This is a genomic window from Pseudoalteromonas nigrifaciens (genome assembly GCF_002221505.1).
Classification (GTDB): Bacteria; Pseudomonadota; Gammaproteobacteria; order Enterobacterales; family Alteromonadaceae; genus Pseudoalteromonas; species Pseudoalteromonas nigrifaciens.
Genome location: NZ_CP011036.1, coordinates 990,102 through 1,005,518, shown reverse-complemented (window position 1 = coordinate 1,005,518; position 15,417 = coordinate 990,102). Strand labels below are relative to the sequence as shown.

The 15,417-nt window shown below is 46.6% G+C and carries 14 protein-coding genes; all 14 read right to left on the bottom strand.

Translation table 11 applies throughout. From position 1 onward, the window contains the following. Positions 1–9: 9 nt before the first annotated feature. Complete coding sequence (locus tag PNIG_RS04770; protein ID WP_089367920.1) at positions 10–1,587, bottom strand: amidase; 1,578 nt, start codon at positions 1,585–1,587, stop codon at positions 10–12. Further along, positions 1,587–2,468, bottom strand: coding sequence for an SDR family oxidoreductase (locus PNIG_RS04765; protein ID WP_089367919.1), 882 nt, complete (start codon positions 2,466–2,468; stop codon positions 1,587–1,589). The genes PNIG_RS04770 and PNIG_RS04765 overlap by 1 nt, the downstream gene beginning before the upstream one ends. A gap of 14 nt (positions 2,469–2,482) precedes the next feature. Then, on the bottom strand, positions 2,483–3,634 hold the full coding sequence (locus PNIG_RS04760; RefSeq protein ID WP_011327600.1) for an acetyl-CoA C-acetyltransferase: 1,152 nt from the start codon (positions 3,632–3,634) through the stop codon (positions 2,483–2,485). Beyond that, a complete protein-coding gene (locus PNIG_RS04755) occupies positions 3,631–4,695 on the bottom strand; it encodes an acyl-CoA dehydrogenase family protein (RefSeq protein WP_089367918.1) in 1,065 nt (354 codons plus the stop codon). Before PNIG_RS04755 ends, PNIG_RS04760 begins: the two co-directional genes overlap by 4 nt. Before the next feature lie 11 nt (positions 4,696–4,706). Then, positions 4,707–5,870: an acyl-CoA dehydrogenase family protein gene (locus PNIG_RS04750; RefSeq protein WP_089367917.1), complete on the bottom strand. Its 1,164-nt coding sequence runs from the start codon at positions 5,868–5,870 to the stop codon at positions 4,707–4,709. 8 nt (positions 5,871–5,878) lie between these two features. Next, entirely contained in the window at positions 5,879–6,631 is a 753-nt protein-coding gene (locus PNIG_RS04745; protein WP_089367916.1) for an enoyl-CoA hydratase family protein, read from the bottom strand. Positions 6,632–6,634: 3 nt separating this feature from the next. Continuing rightward, complete coding sequence (locus PNIG_RS04740; RefSeq protein WP_011327596.1) at positions 6,635–7,750, bottom strand: NAD(P)H-dependent flavin oxidoreductase; 1,116 nt, start codon at positions 7,748–7,750, stop codon at positions 6,635–6,637. Positions 7,751–7,752: 2 nt separating this feature from the next. Then, positions 7,753–8,622 carry an enoyl-CoA hydratase gene (locus PNIG_RS04735; RefSeq protein WP_011327595.1) on the bottom strand — a complete coding sequence of 290 codons (870 nt, stop codon included), beginning with the start codon at positions 8,620–8,622 and terminating at the stop codon, positions 7,753–7,755. Further along, entirely contained in the window at positions 8,622–9,428 is an 807-nt protein-coding gene (locus PNIG_RS04730; protein ID WP_011327594.1) for a CoA-transferase subunit beta, read from the bottom strand. Before PNIG_RS04730 ends, PNIG_RS04735 begins: the two co-directional genes overlap by 1 nt. Before the next feature lie 14 nt (positions 9,429–9,442). Continuing rightward, entirely contained in the window at positions 9,443–10,318 is an 876-nt protein-coding gene (locus PNIG_RS04725) for a CoA transferase subunit A (RefSeq protein ID WP_011327593.1), read from the bottom strand. After that, a complete protein-coding gene (locus tag PNIG_RS04720; RefSeq protein WP_011327592.1) occupies positions 10,318–11,208 on the bottom strand; it encodes a VOC family protein in 891 nt (296 codons plus the stop codon). Before PNIG_RS04720 ends, PNIG_RS04725 begins: the two co-directional genes overlap by 1 nt. Positions 11,209–11,400: 192 nt before the next feature. Continuing rightward, on the bottom strand, positions 11,401–12,336 hold the full coding sequence (locus PNIG_RS04715; RefSeq protein ID WP_011327591.1) for a bifunctional OB-fold nucleic acid binding domain-containing protein/MaoC family dehydratase: 936 nt from the start codon (positions 12,334–12,336) through the stop codon (positions 11,401–11,403). Between the two features lies 1 nt (position 12,337). Further along, on the bottom strand, positions 12,338–13,549 hold the full coding sequence (locus PNIG_RS04710) for a thiolase family protein (protein WP_011327590.1): 1,212 nt from the start codon (positions 13,547–13,549) through the stop codon (positions 12,338–12,340). After that, positions 13,549–15,417: a long-chain-acyl-CoA synthetase gene (locus PNIG_RS04705; RefSeq protein ID WP_089367915.1), complete on the bottom strand. Its 1,869-nt coding sequence runs from the start codon at positions 15,415–15,417 to the stop codon at positions 13,549–13,551. The genes PNIG_RS04710 and PNIG_RS04705 overlap by 1 nt, the downstream gene beginning before the upstream one ends.

The following is a 15,417-nucleotide window of genomic DNA, read 5'->3' as shown; positions in this document are numbered from 1 at the left end:
TTTTGTGCCTTAGCTTAATATAGGCGGCCTTTTATCTGCCCACGGAGCGGCTTGCTCTAATTGCGCGGCCAGCGTAAGCAACTGCGCCTCACTGCCATACGCACCGGCAAACTGCACACCAATTGGCAAGCCATTCTTATTCCAATGCAGTGGCACCGACATTGCTGGTAAACCTGTCATATTAAATAACGCTGCAATGGGTGATGCTTTTAATACCTGTTGCACAAATGAGTCGTAGGGTTGATTTAAACTAAGTTCACCAATTTTTGGTGGTGGCGCTGTGGTCACTGGCGTCAAAATAAAGTCGTAGTCGTTAAAAAACACGTCAAAAGCTTGCCCACCTTGCTCAAAAGCACTGCGGGCGGCTAGCATTTGCTGAGCTGTAAATTCTTTAGCCCGCTGCAGGTGTCCCCAAACAATGGCTTCAAATTCGTTTTCGCGTGCTGCACGCCCTAGTTTTAATTCTCTAGCTTGTACCGCATTAAGCATACCGCTTGAAGTGGCTATGCCCATGCCGTTAAACATTTGCTCAAGTGGCAAGGTTGGCTGTGCTACTTCAACAATATGGCCTAAACTAGTCAGTAATTTAACGGTTTTATCTAAGGCGTCGCTACAATCTTGATGCACAGGGTAACCAAACGGATGGCTTTGCATTAATGCTATTTTAAGAGGCTTTGGTTTGGCGTTAACCGCAGCTAACATATTATCGTTGGGCAGGGTAACACGCGACCCTGGCTCTGCCCCTTGTGTTAGCTGCAGCAGCAATGCACTGTCGCGCACACTACGGGTAAGCGCATGATGAACCGATAACCCCATTGAGCTTTCTAAGTTAGTGGGGCCAGATGCCACCCGGCCACGGCTTGGTTTGAGCCCAAATAGTCCACAATGCGATGCAGGTATACGAATAGAACCGCCACCATCGCTACCATGAGCTGCGGGTAAAATTCTCGCGGCAACCGCCACTGCAGAGCCTGCCGAGGAGCCACCACTGCTATAGCGGGTATCCCACGGGTTAAGCGTGTCGCCATGTAAGCTCGACTCACCTGTAGGCGTTTGACCAAACTCAGGACTGGTAAGCTTAGCCATAATATTTAGTCCCGCTGCTTGATAGCGATTAACTAAGGTTGAATTTTCAGCCACACGGTTATCTTTAAAAAAACGACAACCATTAGTGGTAATAGTACCGGCCATAGTTACGCCTAAATCTTTAAGCGCAAACGGCACTCCCAACAGCGGCGCGCTGGCCATTTTAGCTGTTCGCTGGGCTGTGCTTAATTGGTTTAACTTTTGTGCTTGCTCACGCGCTTGCTCAAAATGATTAACGGCTATCATATTAAGCGCAGCATTTGTTTCAAACCTTGCAATTGCACTGTCGGTTAATTCTAATGGGCTAATATCGCCTTGGCGTAATAAATCCGCCATGGTCGACATATCCCAACTGTCGTAGTCACCAAGCGGCTGTTTAGGAGTGTTTACTGTTGCAGCCGCCGATGCTTGACTTGCAAGTGATAAACCTAGCATAGACGCACCACCAATTGCGCCGCACGCCTGTATAAGTCGTCGTCTATCTAAATCTATCTTAGTCATTATTTACTACCCCATACCTTTTGTGGTGCCACAGCTTGGGCATTTAATTGATCAATCACGCCGGCAATTTCATTTACATTTAAGCGTGCGCCTTTATCAATAGTAGGCCCAGTGCGCCAGCCATCACATAATGAGATACGCCCGCCTTGCGTTTCAAATATTTGCCCTGTTACGGCAGATGATGCCTCACTGCCTAACCAAACAACCAGCGGCGCTACATTTTCCGGTGCCCAAGCATCAAAGCTATCATCTTCTGGCTTTTTCACTAGATCAGGCATTGCTGATTCGGTCATTGCGGTGCGTGCTGCCGGTGCCAATGCATTAGCAGTAATACCGTAACGCGCCAATTCCGACGCTTGTACTAAAGTAAGCGTAGCAACACCGCCTTTTGCCGCAGAATAGTTTGCTTGCCCTACCGAGCCTTGTAAGCCTGCGCCCGAGCTGGTGTTTATAATACGTGCAGCTACTGGGTTACCTGCTTTTGACTGATCGCGCCAGCGACGGCTTAAAATATTGGCTAAACAAAAGTGCCCTTTAAGGTGCACTCGCATTACCATATCCCAGGCATCTTCATCTGAATTAACAAACATACCATCGCGCAGTACGCCGGCATTGTTAACTAGCACATGCACTTCGCCAAAAGCGGCAATGGCATCATCTACTATCTGCTGCGCCGTAGCCGTGGTAGTAATATCGCTGCTATTAGCAATTGCTTTACCGCCGGCAGTAATAATTTCATCAACCACTGCTTTTGCAGCATCAAGACGAATGTCGTTCACTACCACATTGGCGCCTTCTGCGGCAAAGGCAAGTGCATAAGCACGGCCTAATCCACCGCCACTTCCGGTAATAATAACTGTACGCTGTTGGCAAATACCCATACCTTTCTCCTTAATTATAATCGTTCAATGATAGTGACATTGGCTAAACCGCCGCCTTCGCACATTGTTTGTAGGCCATAACGCCCGCCTGTACGCTCTAATTCATGTAATAATCCGGTCATTAAGCGCACGCCGGTAGCGCCAAGGGGGTGGCCCAGTGCAATGGCACCACCATTAACATTAGTTTTTTCATGGCTGTAACCGGTTTCTTTTAGCCATGCCATTACTACAGAGGCAAACGCTTCATTAATTTCTACTAAATCAATATCATCAAGCGTAAGATTCGCTTTTTTTAATGCCGCGATAGTAGCTGGAATAGGTGCTCTAAGGTGCCAAATAGGATCATCTCCCAGCACACTAACATGATGAATACGCGCTCTTGGGGTCAGGTTATATTTTTTTAATGCGCGCTCAGACACAATAAGCATTGCTGCTGATGCATCGCACACTGAGCTCGAAACCGCTGCGGTAATACTTGGGTAAGTAGGGTCAACCGGCTCAAGTTCTGCCATTTTAGCCAAACTACTTTCTCTAGGTGTTTCATCAAATGTTAATCCTTCAATCGCCACTATTTCGCGATCAAAGCGTCCCTCTGCTGCGGCTGCTAATGCACGGCGATGACTTTCTAGCGCAAACACTTCCATATCGGCGCGGCTTATACCCCAATGTTCAGCAATGCGCTGAGCGGCATAAAACTGATTTACCGGCGCATCGCCAAAGCGGGCATGCCACAATTTACTCTCTGCAAATGGCGTACTAAAGCCAAGTGGTTGCCCGGCAAGCATTGCTGACGAAATAGGAATTTGCGTCATTGTTTGCACGCCCCCTACCGCTATCACATCTTGCGTGCCGCTCATAATCGCTTGCGCAGCAAAATGCACGGCTTGTTGCGATGAGCCACATTGTCTATCAACCGTTGTACCCGGTACATTCATTGCTAGTCCCGCCGCTAACCAACTGGTGCGGGCAATGTTTCCTGCTTGCGAGCCTATCGTGTCTACACAGCCAAAAATCACATCATCGTAATCTTCTGCTGGTATGTTATTGCGCTCAACCAAAGGTTTTAATACTGCTGCACCTAAGTCTATGGCATGCACATGGGCAAGGCCCCCTTTGCGTCTGCCTGTAGGTGTACGCAGTGCGTCTACAATATATGCATGGGTCATAGTATCGCCTCAAAAGTTTTAGAAGGAGCCAAATCGACATCAGAGTTAAGTACATAATCTTGCACTCGTGCACGATGAAAAATACTGTCACCCCAGGTGTTGTTTAATGCCCAACTGCGTTTCATAAACATTTGCAGGTCTACTTCCCAGGTATAACCCATAGCACCGTGGATTTGAATCCCGTGGCGCGCTGCAAGTGCGGCTGCTTCGCTGCAAAAATTACGCGCTTGTGAAACATGCACGTCAGTTAAAGGGTGGTTATTTTCTAGTGAACACGCCGCGCGATACAGTACTGGTTTTGCAATTTCAATTTTTCCTGCTACATCGGCCAAATGGTGCTTAACAGCCTGAAAGCTACCAATTGCTTTGCCAAACTGTTTACGCTGTACACTATAATCAACGGTTAAATCGAGCATGCGCTGCGCTAAACCGAGTAATTGCCCAGCAACCGAGAGCGCCCCGCGATTAAGCGTGTCATTCCATATTTTTTTGCCCGCCTCGCCCTGTGCAATACAGGTTTCGGCTGTTGGCTGCCAAGTTACTTGCGATAAGCGGCGCGACGAATCAATACTTAAATTAACGACGTTATCCACTTGCTCACGCGGTACTAAATGCACTTCATCAGCGTGTTGCATAAGTAGCACCTGCGCTAAATGTGCATCCGATACCAGCTCACTGCATTGATGGCCAATAGCTAAGCGCAGCTCGCCATCACAAATTTTAGCTAAGTAATCAGCTTTACAAGCCACGCTATCATCAAGGGCTGAAAATACGCCACTGCCTACATAAGCCGTATCGGCAAGCGAATCAGGAATAGCGTAATAACCTAGCTCTTGGGTCATTAATGACCACGCTATATCGCCCATTCCCAAACCACCAAACTGCTCTGGCACCGATAGCGCAGTAAGCCCTTGCTCTGCCATTTTATTTCTTAATTCGGGAGAGCGACCCGCGTCGGTTTCCCATATTTCGCGTAGTGTTTCTGGTGCTGCTTCAGTCATTAAAAAACGGCTGATAGCTTCACGAAACATTAATTGGTCTTCAGTAAAGGTAAAATCCATAGTTTCACTCGCTATCTAGGTAGGCCAAGCATACGCTCAGCAACAATATTTCGTTGAATTTCATTGGCACCCGCATAAATTGGCCCAGCTTGAGAGAATAAAAAGCCGTTTAACCAATAACCATGCTCCTCGGCAAGTGGTGCCGATGAGAGTAACTCACCACAAGTACCCAAAATATCCATCGCCGTTTGATGAATGAGCAAATCTAGCTCTGACCAAAACACTTTATTTAGGCTCGATTCAGCGCCAATTTTATCGCCATGACTAATACGTCCTACAGTGTTGTAAGCCGACAACGCATAGGCTTCTGCATCAGCCCAACATTTAGCCACCGCAGCACCAATGGCTGGGTCGCGATCGGCAGCCGCTTTGTTATCCCGGTACAGTTGTACTAGTTTGCGCACAGGTTGCTGAAAACGCGCCGGTGAGCGCAGCAACAAACCCCGCTCAAAACCTGCCGTTGCCATTGCCACATGCCAGCCTTTGCCTTCTTCGCCTATGCGGTGTTCAACCGGTACTTTGACGTTATCAAAGAATATTTCTGCAAAGGCATCTTCGCCATCCAGCGCTTTAATTGGGCGAATAGTTACGCCCTGTGCATCCAGCGGTACCATTAAAAAAGACAAACCATGGTGGCGCTGCGAACCCGCTTCTGAGCGAAACAAGCCAAATGCCCAATCGGCATAAGTAGCACGGGTAGACCAGGTTTTTTGGCCATTCACAATGTAATGGTCGCCATTGCGAATTGCTTTACTACTAATGTTGGCCATATCTGAGCCGGCATTAGGTTCAGACCAGGCTTGCGCCCACATGTCTTCACTTGATGCCATACGCGGTAAAAAGTGCGACTTTTGCTGCTCTGTACCAAATTCGAGTAAAGTAGAGCCAAGTAATAGCTGGCCATTTTGATTTACTCGTCCTGGTGCACCTGCGCCGTAGTATTCTTCTTCAAAAATAAGCCAGTCAATTAAGTTACACCCGCGGCCGCCATATTCTTTAGGCCACATAACCATTGAAAAACCCGCTTTATGTAGCTTGCGCTCCCATTGGCGGTGCAGCTCAAAGCCTGCTTTGGTGTCGTAAGTGGGCAGTTTTTCTGCAGGTACATTTTCTGCAAGCCACTGACGCACTTCCATACGGAAATTTTGTTGCTCTGTTGTATAAGTTAGTTTCATAGTCGGCCTCAAAAATTCGCTTCGCGTTTGTCTACAAACGCACGGCGGGTTTCAGCAGAATCTGGGCTGGTATAAGCTTGCAGCGTAAACCCTTGCTCCCAACGGTATTTAGCTTCTAGGTCACCGTCTTCAATACCATTTAGGCTTTCTTTAGCAATGCGGATCATATCGGAGCTTTTTGCGGCAATTTTGCTGGCAATTTCCAGCGCGGTATCGCGTAATTGCTCTTTAGGTACAATGCGTTCAATAAAGCCGTATCTATCGGCATCTTGTACCGAAATAGTTTCGCCAGTAAAAAACAAGTAACGTACTTTTTGCACCGGAAATAAGCGCTGTAAATGCGCGCCGCCGCCCATAGCGCCACGATCTACTTCTGGTAGCGCAAAAGTGGTACATTCTGACGCCACCACAATATCGGCCGCACCAGTAATACCAATACCGCCACCCAGCACATAACCATGCAGCGCAACTATTACTGGTATTGGACACAAATGTACCGCTTTAAACGTTTCGTAATTACCGGCGTTAACGCTAACAATACGCTCTGGGTATTTATCTAACTCTTTAATATCAACACCGGCACAAAAACCACGCCCTTCTGAGCGAATAATTAATACCCGAGCAGCCAAATTTTGGCCAATACTGTTGATCAGATCGGCGAGCGCTTGCCATTCAGCACTGTCGAGTGCATTTACCGGTGCTTTATTTATAATTATTTCGGCGATACCGTTTTCGATATGGCTTTTAAATGCTGGGTTCATAGCTTAGGCCTCTTCTTCGACTGACCGGTTAGTCCGGCGGATTAACAATTGCTCAAGACAGGTGTCTGCCTCGGCGATAATTTCGTTTATTAGTGTCTCAACGCTAGGTAAGTTATTTATTACCGCCGCCACTTGGCCGCTGGGTAAAATACCTTCGTCGGGTTTACCTTCAACCATAGATTTTTGAATTAACACCGGTTGATTAGCCGACATTACCAATGTTGCTGCAGCTTTGGGATCTTCACGCAGGCCATTAAAAAACACTTTGAGCATATGCAGCGATGTCATGCCGGTTTCTTTTTGCCAATGGCGCGCACTTTTTAGTGCCAACCATAAGCGCTTAACACCACCCGAGCGCTCTAAATTATCAATAAATGGCGTGTTGATCATCCGGTGACGCAGGCCATCTACCGCGGTAGAAATGCGAATGTCAGCACTGTCTTTAGTATCAAGATAACGCTGCTGGGTGACTTTTGGCGTGGGTGCATCGCAGGTCAGCAAAAAGCGCGTGCCCATTGCCATACCTGCAGCGCCTGCGCCTAATACTGAGGCCAAACCACGCCCGCACGAAAAGCCCCCTGCGGCAATTACTGGTACCGACACCGCATTTAACACTTGCGGTAACAAAATAGTGCTCGGTACGCTGCCAGTATGACCGCCCCCTTCACTGCCTTGAATGGTGATCATATCGGCGCCCATGGCAACCGCTTTTACTGCATGCTTTACTGCGCCTACGGTGGGAATGCACAGCACACCTGCCGCTTTGAGTCGCTCAATAGTGGCTTTATCGGGGCCGCGTCCGTAGCTCACCGCACGCAATTTGTAACTAATAGCTAAATCAAGACATTGCTGCGCGTTTTCTTGAAACATATGAAAATTAAGACCAAAATTACTGGTCCCTGTGGCAGCAATTACTTTTTTTATGGCACTTTCCACTTCTTCAGTGTTCATCGTCGCGCCAGCTAAAAAACCAAAACCGCCCGCACGCGTTGTTGCTATTACTAAGTTTGCATCAGAGACCCAGCCCATCGCCGTTTGAATAATCGGATAACGACAGCCCAGTGCCTCTGTTAACGGCGTATTCCAGCGGCCATCGGCATTATTGTGCTCTGTGCTCATATTTATTTTTCCTTGGCTGCTGATTTATTGGCTTGAGCCATCGCTTTCGCGTCAAAGCCACCTAAGCGGTCACCCGATATTGTTTCGTTATGCGCATGCGCAAAATGATGCAAACCAAACGCCATATCCATGGTTGAACGTTTACCCATTAAATCTTCGGCGTTATTAATTACTTGCTTAGTTAATTGCAAACCCAGTCGTGGCATTTGTGCAATCTGATTAGCTAAAGTAAAGGTCGTCTCTTCTAAATTATCCCTTGGCACTACGCGATTCACCATGCCCATTTGATAAGCACGGTCTGCCGACATACGATCGCCGGTAAATAAAAACTCTTTGGCAATACGTGGATTAAGCTCGTGCACATGCGCAAAATACTCAACCCCAGGAATACCCATGCGCACGACCGGATCAGAGAAAAATGCTTTGTCATCGGCAATAATTAAATCACATACCCACGCCAGCATTAAGCCACCAGCCACACAGGCACCTTGTACCATAGCAATCGTTGGCTTAGGCAAATCGCGCCAGCGACGGCACATTCCTAAATACACTTCGTGCTCGCGAGCATATAAAAACTCACCGCCGGGCTTATTAGCGTGATCGTAAAAAAGGTTAGTACGATCAAAGCTTTTATCAACATCGCGCCCAGGGGTGCCAATGTCATGACCAGCAGAAAAGTGCTTGCCGTTACCGGCAAGTACAATTACTTTTACTTCGTCGTCGTTACACGCAAGCTGAAAAGCCTTATCTAGCGCGTAGGTCATTTGCGAGTTTTGCGCGTTGTTATATTCAGGACGATCCATGGTAATAACCGCCACTTGAGCGCGCACTTCGTATAACACTACGTCATCTATTGTTTGAACTTCACTCATTACGACTCCTCTGGGCGTACACCCGGTGGGTTGTCTTTTAGCTGTTTAGCTCTAATATTGTGAGGATCCAATTTAGCAATTAATGCTAACTGCTCAGCTGTAGGCGCTGGTGTGGTTGGAGTGTTTGCCTCAACGTGAATTTCAAAGCCTGTTTTTTCAATTACTTCTTGTACACTCACACCAGGGTGAACGCTCACTAAGCGCAATTGATGCTCTGGACCTTGCCAATCCATCACACAAATATCGGTGATCACTAAACGAATATCGACATCCGATAGCTGATAACCTTTTGGCAAACGTGCTGGGTTGTAACCAATTGAGCACACCACATCACATTCTTGCTCTACAAATACGCGTTTACTGTGGCTTGGCACAAAAAACGAGTTAGCATGGCTAATTGAGTTACCCGGTAAACCACGTACGCCTAACATTTGTATTTTAGGTTTATCGTAGTCGCCCCCTAGGGCTGAAATATTACTTTGCCCGTACTTATCAATTTGCGTTGGCCCTATCATGGCGTGGCGTTTACGGCTCCACACATTGTCAAAAATGCGTGAAAAACCCATCCATGTTTCGTTACGCTGTACAAAATCATCGCCACGTGCGCCAATCGGATTTGGCTCACTCAGTAAGTAGGCTTCTGAGTCTGTCATCATTAAATCTGGGTTGTTAGTACTCATAGAAATACTCGCCGCTAAACGCGGAATAACCCCAATGCCGGTGGCAAGCACTTCACCATCGTTATCAAATGCGGTTGCTGCGGCACAAATCATTAATTCTGCCAAGCTGTATTGAGTTGCTGTCATTTTAATGTCCTGCCTTAGTAACTTGTGTTAGGGATTTGACGGATCGCATCGATGCCGCCTAATTTAGCTTGGTACTCTTGCTCTGATTTATTATTAATAAACTCATCAAAGTAAGCACTAAAGCCGCCTTCTTTTGCGTATTTGTTATATTGCAGCAAATGTTTATTATCAATGCCGTAAAATGGCGGACAACTGCTTGGATGCGCGCCCCCAGGTACTTCACTTACGGCCGTTGTTAAGCTGCGTTCCCAAAATACTTTATCTGCCGCTGTGCGATCATAAAAATGATCGCTGCTAACCAGCTTGTCGCAGGTGACATAGCTTTTATTTGCTGCGCGTACAAACCAATCGTCTAGGTAATGATCTGGACCTGAAATCTGGCACACACCACGCTCATCAGCATGATCAACATGTACCAGTGCAGCGTCGAGTTTAAGCGCTGGCATTGCCACCCATTCTTTATCGTCATAGGGGCTATCAATCACTTGAATATCTGGGTTGTGGGTAAGTACATCTGTGCCTAAACCAACTTGAGTTGGAATATAAGGACAGCCCCACGCCGCAGCACGAAGGCCAAGTAACAACATACCTTCGTCAATTTCCATTAGCTCAAGCTCGCCATGTTCACGGGCTTTACGAAAAAAAGGTTCTAGTGGAATAAAGTCTAGCGATACAAACGCAAAGATTAATTTTTTTACTTTGCCGGCTGCGCATAACATACCCACATCGGCGCCGCCATACGCCACAATAGTAAGATCTTTAAGATCCGATTTTATAATTTCGCGAATAAGCGCCATAGGTTTACGGCGCGGGCCCCAACCACCTATGCCAATTGTCATGCCATCACTTAGCTCAGCCACCATTTGCGCTGTTGTTTTTACTTTATTCATTATTTTTCTCCTACTGAGAAATCGTGGCCCCACAGGCTCACTCGGCTAAATTCAAAAGCGCAATGCTCTTCCCAGTTTTCAACTTGTAAACCACCAAAGCCATACTCTAAATCGAAGCCTGATGGTGTTTTCATATAGAATGAGGTCATTTTGTCGTTAAGGTGCTGACCTAAAGTGGCCGACAGTTGTACTTGATGTTGTTGTTGTCTGTCGTGAGCGCGGCCTACTTCTGTCATGTTTTCAACTTCGACCATGGCATGCACGCAACCGCTTGGTACCGGAAATTCACAAATAGCTAAACTGTGGTGACGTGCGTTGCCACAATGCATAAAGTAAATGCGAATTGGATCGGCCTCTGGTGCAGGTTTAAAATTAAATAAATCTGATAATTCAAACCCTAATACGTCGGTTAAAAACGCAAAGGTTTCATCAAAATTTGGCGCAGGTAGTACGGTGTGGCCAAGGCCCATATCGCCGGTAATAAAAGCGGGTACACCTTGAGGAGAAGTAAACGGTTGGCAGTCTGAAACATGACCCCAATACAGTTCGTGACGATTACCAGCTGGGTCATTAACTATGAGTATATTTTGTACGCGGCGCTGCTCACATAAGGCTTTATTAGCCTCTTCAAAGGCAATGCCTTTATCAAGTAATGTTTGTTTAGCGTTGTTGTAAGCTTTTGCACCTGTTAGTTCCCAACCAGAAGCAAAATAGCGCTTGTCTGCGCCGGGTATAACCAACATGCGGTATGGGCGCTCATCCATTTTGATGTAGAATCCACCGTCGTCAGTTGGCGCCGTCATCATCCCTAATACTTGCTCTGCGTAGTGTTGCCACTCTTGTGGAGCGTCAGTCTGTGCTACGAAATAACCTAATGCGCGAATATCCATGAACCCTCTCTTACAAAATTGTGATTAGGTTCATTATTAGGGCAAATTACTAATGCTTCATCGTCCATTGAGACTAACCAAAAAAACGAAAAAAAAGCATTAAGAGTCATAAGCTTAAAACTAAAAAAACAAAAAACCGCTGAGCAATAATGTTGCTCAGCGGCTTTATATTTACCAAATTATTTACTGTGTTTAGCGATACAGGATCACCAAATCGTTGATCACACTTGGTTTATCATTGCCAACCACATGAATGTTCATTTCTAGGGTTAATTGCACCCCTTTGTGCGACACGCTAATGTCTTTTACCTTACTACGGCCATAAATAGTTGCGCCCGCAGGCACTGGCGCAGGAAAACGTAAACGGTTTGAGCCATAGTTAACCATGTTGTTAAAGCCGATAATTTCAAATGGTAGTGCAATCGTTAAACGCGACTGCAGCACTTGTACTAACGAGCCATGGGCAATGGTGGTTTTAAACGGGCTATCTGTTTTTGCGCGCTCAGGATCGGTATGCAACCAGTAATCATCCCCCGATAAATCGGCAAAAGCGTTAATCAGGTCTTGATCAACAACAACCACATTACTCCAGTCAGTATATTTATTATCGGCCAGTGCATAAAGCGCAGCAAGGTTACTTAGCGGTACTTGTACTTGCCCTTTGTCGTTGCGCTCAAGCCCATTGAGCGGATTAATATATTCACGCACACCACCGGCATTATTAATAGAGGTAAAACGTAGCAAGGTATCGCCATCGCTACTCACTTTATCAAACACCGCTTTAACAGGCATGCCTATTTTAATGTCTTGCTCTGCCACATCTATTAACGTGGTATTGATACGAACGCCTTGAGCTAGTTCGACCACGGCTAATGCTTGCGGCATTTCGTCACTAAATTCTGGCATAGTTGGAATACGTGTAAGGGTGTATGAATATAAGGTGCCCTCACCGCTCACTTGTTGCCACTGCAGCTCATGCGCTAAACAATGACTACAATGATTACGTGGAAAAAACACCCACCCTTCGCACTGCTTACATTGCTGAATTTTTAACTGATTTTCTTTTAGCGCCTGCCAAAATGGTGCAGAAATTTTTGTTGCGACTGGCATAGGTTTTAACGTTGCCATACTAGCCTCCTTGTAATATCAATGCGCCCTGCTCACTCATCACGCCACCGGTGCCACTAACAAATACATTGTCACACCTTTTTAGCTGTCGTTGATCGGCAGAGTTTGAAATTTGATGGAAAGCCTCAATAACTTGAGAATAACCGCCCGCTGCTGCAGCTTGACCAAAACTAAGTTGCCCGCCGTGGGTGTTCATCGGAAAGTCGCCTTTAAAGGTGAGGTTATGCTCTTTAATAAAGCGCATGCCTTCCCCTTTAGGACAAAAGCCTGCATCTTCAAGTGATAACAACACAGTAATGGTGTAACAATCATAAATTTGCGCTGCATGTATATCTTTAGGCGACAGCCCGGCCATAGTAAACGCACGCTTTGCGGCTTCGGCAACTGGCGTCACTGTCATATCTTGCGCATACGATGGCGATTTAAATGATAAACGCTCACCAAAACCGGTAATAAATGCAGGGCGTTTTTTCGCTCTTGCAGCCACTTCTTTAGAGGCCACAATAACCGCCGCGCCACCCGATACCGGCATGACTATTTCTAGTACATGCAGTGGGTCGGCTACCATTTTAGAAGCTAATACTTGTGCAATAGTTAGCTCTTTGCCTTTAAAAATAGCGTCTTTGTGGTATTGCGCATTAAAGCGCTGATCGACTGCTATTTTAGCCATAGCCGCTTGATCGTAGCCATATTGCGCTGCGTAACGCTGTGCAATCATTGCATAACCGGTGTTTTGCCCCATGTGACCATAGGGCAAATCAAACTCTGCTTCTGGTGCGCCAAATGCCGTACTGTGGCCGCCATAGCGCATAGCTTGCGCCATCCAAGCTGGGTCTTCATTTGGTGCCATTGGTGCCATGCGAGCGGGAATAACACACAGTACCGCTTGGCATAACCCCAGCTCAATCGCTGCCGCTGCACGCCAAATTTGTGCAACTGCGGTACAGCCGCCTAAATCAACTACTTCGGCAAAGTTTACTTCTATTCCTAAATATTCTGCGGCCATTGCCGGCACAAATACTGAGGCCTCGTGAAAATGTGGGCCATTAATAACCAAACCATCTAAATCACTTTTTTGTAGCCCAGCATCTAATAATGCTTGATTGGCTAAGTCGGCCACTTGTTCTAAATGAAACATTTGCGGCGCGGTTTGGTATTTCTCTGGTTTATATTGCGCCGCACCAACAATCGCGGCGTTTCCTGCTAAGCCCATTATTTTTCCTCCTGATTGCTACAGAACGGTAAAAATCCTGCCGCTTGCAACGCACTTTCACAGTATGGCTGGTAGCAGCCTAACTTATCGTTACGTATGTAAATTGGCTCATTACACGCTACTGGGTCATAACCTTGTTTTTGTAAGTCGACTTTACGCAGTTTATAGGTTGATGTCATGTCGGCGGCTTTGCTTACCCTAATAAACTGAGGGGCGGCGTAATTAGGCACTTTTTCTATGGTTAAAGCATAAAACACTTGTGGATCAAACTGCCGCCCTGGTTGCATAACAATGGCCGCCATACCTGCTCGTCCCTCATTTTCAGGAACCTGTACGCCATAAATATTAACCAGCTCGGCGCCATCGTATTCAGCCAAAGCGGTAGCCACTTCTTGCGATGATACATTTTCACTTTTCCAGCGATAGGTATCACCAATGCGATCTACAAAATAAAAGTAACCATTGTCATCGTAGCGCAGTAAATCGCCCGAGCGCCAATAGGCGTCACCTTGCTGAAACACATTGCGTAAAATTTTCTGCTCAGTGCCTTGTTTTGAGGTATAGCCCTCAAAGCGCCCGCCACCAAAATCAGGCATGTTAATTATCATTCCCAGCCCTTCCCCTACTTCGCCAGGTTGGCATAAAACATAATGCCCGTTCGCATCTTTAACATGGGTTTCGGTTTCGGTATCAAATTTAACTAATCTAAAATTGGTGCGATCCCAGCGCGGCACGCGACCACACGAACCAATATAGTTATCTAAATTAAGTAAGTTAGTATTCGCTTCGGTAGATCCCCACCCTTCTAGCACGTCCATTTCGCCAAAGTACTCAAGCCAACGATGCCAACTAGTTTCGGTTAAACCGGCGCCTAACATGCAGCGCAGTTGATGATCTTTTGGCTTAATTCCCGTGGCCTCGGCGTAGTTAAGCAGGTAGCGGCAAATCTCACCTATGTATTGGCAAACGGTAATGTTATGCGTTTGAATATCATCCCAAAATTGCCTAACACTAAATTTACGCCTAACCACTATGCTTGACCCCGCCGCGAGCGCAGTTGAAGTCACTGAAGTGGCTGCAGCGCCGTGGTATAAAGGTAAACAACAATAAAATACGTCATTTGGTGTGGCATCAATGGTTTCAACCATCACATCACCCGAGGTTAACCAACGCATATGGCTGTAAATCGCCGCTTTAGGTAACCCGGTAGTGCCTGAGGTAAAAATAAGTAAAGTTGGGGTTTCGCCCACCGTTGAGCCACGTGCCTGCTTACAACTTGTGCCACTGCGCGCAGCCACATCGCTATCAAAGCTGCTATCAATCCACTGAGGAAGTACCGGTTTATCAACTACCTCATCATCGCCTACCAGCCAAATTGACTTATTTGCCAGCTCTGGTGTGTCAATAAAACGCTGTACACATTCTTCACCAACAATAACTACATTGGCATCTGTGGTGTTAATTGCATGTTCAAGCACGCTGCCTTGTACTTGAGTGTTAATAAAAGCGACCACTACGCCCAGCTTGGTTAAGCCAAACCACGCAAAGAAAAACTCAGGGCGATTTTCAATCGCAATAGCACACACATCACCTTCCATTAAACCACGGGCCTGTATCGCTTTAGCAAATTTACTTGCTTGGGCATCTACTTCGCTGTAGCTGTAGCTTTTACCTCGATAAATCAAAAATGGCGCATCGCCATGTGCTACTGCTTGCGCTTCTAGGCGGTCGGCAATGCTGTACTTTTGCGACGGACTAACCGAGCGTACTGCTAGTGCGCGCTTATCCATTTTTTGTTGTGTGGCGGCTCTAGATACTGGCGCGTTGTCGAGACTTCCAGCATAAGGAATTTTATTATTGTCCAACAT

Excerpts from the sequence above, each read along its gene's own strand:
- PNIG_RS04770 (WP_089367920.1), bottom strand. The coding sequence starts at position 1,587 with ATGACTAAGATAGATTTAGATAGACGACGACTTATACAGGCGTGCGGC.
- PNIG_RS04765 (WP_089367919.1), bottom strand. The coding sequence starts at position 2,468 with ATGGGTATTTGCCAACAGCGTACAGTTATTATTACCGGAAGTGGCGGT.
- PNIG_RS04760 (WP_011327600.1), bottom strand. The coding sequence starts at position 3,634 with ATGACCCATGCATATATTGTAGACGCACTGCGTACACCTACAGGCAGA.
- PNIG_RS04755 (WP_089367918.1), bottom strand. The coding sequence starts at position 4,695 with ATGGATTTTACCTTTACTGAAGACCAATTAATGTTTCGTGAAGCTATC.
- PNIG_RS04750 (WP_089367917.1), bottom strand. The coding sequence starts at position 5,870 with ATGAAACTAACTTATACAACAGAGCAACAAAATTTCCGTATGGAAGTG.
- PNIG_RS04745 (WP_089367916.1), bottom strand. The coding sequence starts at position 6,631 with ATGAACCCAGCATTTAAAAGCCATATCGAAAACGGTATCGCCGAAATA.
- PNIG_RS04740 (WP_011327596.1), bottom strand. The coding sequence starts at position 7,750 with ATGAGCACAGAGCACAATAATGCCGATGGCCGCTGGAATACGCCGTTA.
- PNIG_RS04735 (WP_011327595.1), bottom strand. The coding sequence starts at position 8,622 with ATGAGTGAAGTTCAAACAATAGATGACGTAGTGTTATACGAAGTGCGC.
- PNIG_RS04730 (WP_011327594.1), bottom strand. The coding sequence starts at position 9,428 with ATGACAGCAACTCAATACAGCTTGGCAGAATTAATGATTTGTGCCGCA.
- PNIG_RS04725 (WP_011327593.1), bottom strand. The coding sequence starts at position 10,318 with ATGAATAAAGTAAAAACAACAGCGCAAATGGTGGCTGAGCTAAGTGAT.
- PNIG_RS04720 (WP_011327592.1), bottom strand. The coding sequence starts at position 11,208 with ATGGATATTCGCGCATTAGGTTATTTCGTAGCACAGACTGACGCTCCA.
- PNIG_RS04715 (WP_011327591.1), bottom strand. The coding sequence starts at position 12,336 with ATGGCAACGTTAAAACCTATGCCAGTCGCAACAAAAATTTCTGCACCA.
- PNIG_RS04710 (WP_011327590.1), bottom strand. The coding sequence starts at position 13,549 with ATGGGCTTAGCAGGAAACGCCGCGATTGTTGGTGCGGCGCAATATAAA.
- PNIG_RS04705 (WP_089367915.1), bottom strand. The coding sequence starts at position 15,417 with ATGTTGGACAATAATAAAATTCCTTATGCTGGAAGTCTCGACAACGCG.